This is a genomic window from Anaerotignum sp., assembly GCF_045122575.1.
Classification (GTDB): domain Bacteria; phylum Bacillota; class Clostridia; order Lachnospirales; family Anaerotignaceae; genus Anaerotignum_A.
Genome location: NZ_JBGVHV010000103.1, coordinates 1 through 3,453 on the forward strand (window position 1 = coordinate 1; position 3,453 = coordinate 3,453).

A 3,453-nucleotide genomic window follows, 5' to 3' on the forward strand; every position below is an offset into this window, starting at 1 on the left:
CCGGCAACCACAACAGGTTTTTCCGCCGCCATGGCTTCCAGAGCCGCACGGCTTACGCCCACAAACACATCTGCCACAGAAACCAGTTCATTGATATCGGTTCTGCCGCCGGTCATGGTGATACATTCTCTGCCGATGGCAGCATTGGCTTCTTTTGTTTTTTCCAGCAATTCATCATATACATCACCACCGCCGACGATGAGCATTCTCAGACCAGGAACCGCCTTCGCCAGTTTCGGCCCCAGCGCGATCAGCTGTCTTGCCACCAGCGCACGGCTTTCGTCCATACGGCTGACATAAACCAATGTAGGTTCTTCTTCCTGCAAACCAAATTCCTTGCGTACTCTGCTCTGGTCTGTATCAGGGGAGAATTTTTCCGTATCGATACCATTGATGGTCACAAAAATATCTTCATATCGCACACGGTAGTTTTCCATCAGGTATTCGCGGATGTCATCACTGACTGCCACCACTTTCTGCCCCCAGTTGGTCAGATATTTCAGACCCATGCCCGTGTAAAATACCCAGTGGGCGGAGGTCACAAAGGTAAAGGCATCCTTCATTCTTGTCTTCAGCATACCGCAGACAAAGCTGGGGATCCTTGCATGGGAATGAACGATATCCACATTTTCTTTTTTGATGACCCTCTTCAGAATAAAATAGGAACGGATCATCTTAAATACGTTTCTCTGGTTCAAAGGTGCCTGATAATGACGGATCCCGACTTCTGCCAGTTCCTTTTCGTATACCCCGCCGTTGGAAGCAACGATGATATCATACCCCTGTTTTTTCAGTTCCTTGGAAAGTTCTACCACGTGGGTTTCTGCCCCGCCGATCTCCAGGCCCATCAGAACCATCAGAATTTTATATTTTTTCATGTTTCACCCTCCCATCATTCGCCGATGCCTGTCACTTTGATCACGGGTTTCGCATATTTTGTCACTGTGTTCATTTCGGAGTTTGTTTTCAGTTCCACAACGCCTTCTACAAAATAACCTTCTTCTTTTTCCATCACAGGACCCTCAATCGTCAGGCTGATGCTGTAGTAATCGGGATATTCCACCTGCTTTATGCTGCCATCTGCCGCAATCACGCCTTTCAGATAAGGCTTATGGCTCACTTCTGTAATGGTGCCGATGCAGATGCCTGTTTTTTCATCGAAAATCTTATCCCCTTCATGAAGAGCATTGACCGTAGGCATACGCACCTCGTCAATAAAAGCAGTGATGGTTCTTGTTTCCGCCGCATCGCTGACCCCTGCCGCTTCGTTTTTATTCACCACGCCGAATTTGAATACCGCCAGTGCCGCCAGCGCAAGAATCACTACGATAATGAGGATATCTACAATATTTGGTTTTCTCTTTGCCATATCACTCACCATCCCTTACTTCTACCACAATGCCTTTGAAAGCATAGCCTTTGCCTTTGACATTCAGTTCCATACCGGTTTTCACTGTTGTGCCGTTTACGGTGATGTCTTTTTCTGTTTCTGTACCGGGGCCTTCAATGGTCACATAAATATTGCTGTAACCTTCCACAGGCACTTTATGGAATTTGTTTGTGGCCTTATCATAAATCGTTTCTGTAAACTGTTCTGTTGCCACTTCTTTGACTGTACCCAGATATGCGGAAGTGGAGCTGTTGTAAGCATTGCCGCCGACTACAGGGAAATCTGCCGTTTCCTCCAGCACTTCCTGCCCCATGACTACATAGGAATAGGTTTTTGTTGCCGCCGCTGTGTCTGCTTCGCCGCTGCCGCCCAGAAACATCTTCGCCCCGACTGCCGCCGCAGCAATGACCACAAGGATCAATATCATATCCACGATGTTGAACACACCGAATAATTTTCTGTTTTTCATTTTCTTGCCTCCAGATAGAGTTTTTCGATACGCTTTGTCATCTGATCTGCCATAAACATGCTTTCTGCTCGTTTTTTCGCATGTTCGCCGAAAGCTTTGCGTTTTGCATCGTCCGCCAGCAGTTCTTCCATACGTTCTGCCAGTTTGTCACTGTCGCCCACAGAAACCAGATAACCTGTTTCGCCATGTTTGATGACTTCTCTGACGCCGCCGCTGTCTGTGCCGATGGCAGGCACGCCCGCAATGTTACTTTCAATGATGGACAGACACAGTGCTTCCGCCTTGGAAGTGATGACTGCGATATCCAGTGCCGCTTCGATCTTTTCCACATCCTTCACAAAGCCCGTGAAGGTTACCCATTCACTGATGCCCAGTTCCAGCACACGTCTTTCCAGTTCTTCCCGCAGGCTGCCGTCACCAACGATATAAAAACGCACATCCTTGCGGTTTTCCAGCACGTTCTGGGCTGCCAGCAGGAAGGTTTCGTGGTCTTTCACTTCTTCCAGTCGGGCAACCATACCAATCGCCTTTTCCCCAGCCTTACCGCCGTAAGCCTGCAGCAGGGCTGCCTTTTCTTCCGCAGAAGGAATGACAATGGGTTCGATGCCGTTATATACTACGGCGATCTGTTCGGGGCTTGTGCCGGCATGTACCATGCTTCTGCGTACTGCACGGCTGACTGCGATGATCTTATCACTGAAGACCCCGTTGATCTCTCTGCGCAGGAGCTTCTTGGGCAGGATGCCGGGAGCAGATTCCATGCAATGCTTTGTATTGAAAATCGCAGGAACGAAAGCCGCCTTTGCCGCCATTCTTGCAGTCATGCTGGCATGGGTATGCACAATATCGGGCTGTTCTTCTTTGAACAGCTGCACCAGCGCCTTCATTGCCTTTTTATCAAAGGACTTGTCTTCCATTTCTTCCATGGCGATGACAGGCACATCCAGCGCTTTCACCGCATCCACCAGCAGGCTGTCATGAGGCAGCACCACCTTCACTTCAAATGCAGTTCTGTCATGATATTTCAGATAATACAGCAGCCATCTGCCTGCGCCGCCGATGTTTCTGTCTGTCAGAACGTGGAGGACTTTAACTCTTTCTCCGGTCCGTTCTTTCTTTTCAGGCAGTTTTTCCGCCAGTCTTTTTGTCAGTTTTTCTTTTTTTTCCAACAGGAATTCTCTCTTCCCGATCAGTTTTTCTTTCATTTTTCATTCTCCCCCTTTTCTCTTTCGTTCATTTTCATGCCGACTCTGACTGCCGCCATACCCAGGCCGATAAAGCACCAGAAGAAGAGTACGATTTTATAATCAAACCACAGATGGTCTGTAATGCCCTGTAACAGCAAACCGCCGAAACCGCCGAACACAGCCCCCAACAGGAATTGGAATCTCTTCGGCACTACTCTCATGGAGCTATAAAGTTTCTGGAAGAAGAAAATAAACAGCAATACCAGAATACTGAAACCAACGATCCCCAGTTCGATAAATTCCTGCAGGAACAGGTTATGGGAATGATATGCATTGGCCGCCTCCAGAGAGAACAGCGGATAGATCTGATTGAAGGCTCCGATCCCGATGCCTGTCTGCCAGTAGTG

5 protein-coding genes are annotated in these 3,453 nt (G+C 48.4%); all 5 read right to left on the reverse strand.

The window, feature by feature from the left end; all coding sequences use genetic code 11:
• Window positions 1–878, reverse strand: an 878-nt coding sequence (locus ACJMLT_RS04515) for a glycosyltransferase (RefSeq protein WP_405727227.1), incomplete at its 3' end; no start/stop codon positions are given.
• 14 nt (window positions 879–892) lie between these two features.
• Window positions 893–1,369, reverse strand: a complete 477-nt coding sequence (locus tag ACJMLT_RS04520) for a DUF4330 family protein (protein ID WP_405727230.1) — start codon at window positions 1,367–1,369, stop codon at window positions 893–895.
• A 1-nt stretch (window position 1,370) separates the two neighbouring features.
• Entirely contained in the window at window positions 1,371–1,859 is a 489-nt protein-coding gene (locus ACJMLT_RS04525) for a DUF4330 domain-containing protein (RefSeq protein WP_405727233.1), read from the reverse strand.
• Entirely contained in the window at window positions 1,856–3,064 is a 1,209-nt protein-coding gene (locus ACJMLT_RS04530; RefSeq protein WP_405727236.1) for a glycosyltransferase, read from the reverse strand. Before ACJMLT_RS04530 ends, ACJMLT_RS04525 begins: the two co-directional genes overlap by 4 nt.
• Window positions 3,061–3,453 (reverse strand): O-antigen ligase family protein (locus ACJMLT_RS04535; RefSeq protein WP_405727239.1); only part of this gene is annotated, 393 nt, incomplete at its 5' end. The genes ACJMLT_RS04535 and ACJMLT_RS04530, both read right to left, overlap by 4 nt.

Excerpts from the sequence above, each read along its gene's own strand:
- ACJMLT_RS04520 (WP_405727230.1), bottom strand. The coding sequence starts at position 1,369 with ATGGCAAAGAGAAAACCAAATATTGTAGATATCCTCATTATCGTAGTG.
- ACJMLT_RS04525 (WP_405727233.1), bottom strand. The coding sequence starts at position 1,859 with ATGAAAAACAGAAAATTATTCGGTGTGTTCAACATCGTGGATATGATA.
- ACJMLT_RS04530 (WP_405727236.1), bottom strand. The coding sequence starts at position 3,064 with ATGAAAGAAAAACTGATCGGGAAGAGAGAATTCCTGTTGGAAAAAAAA.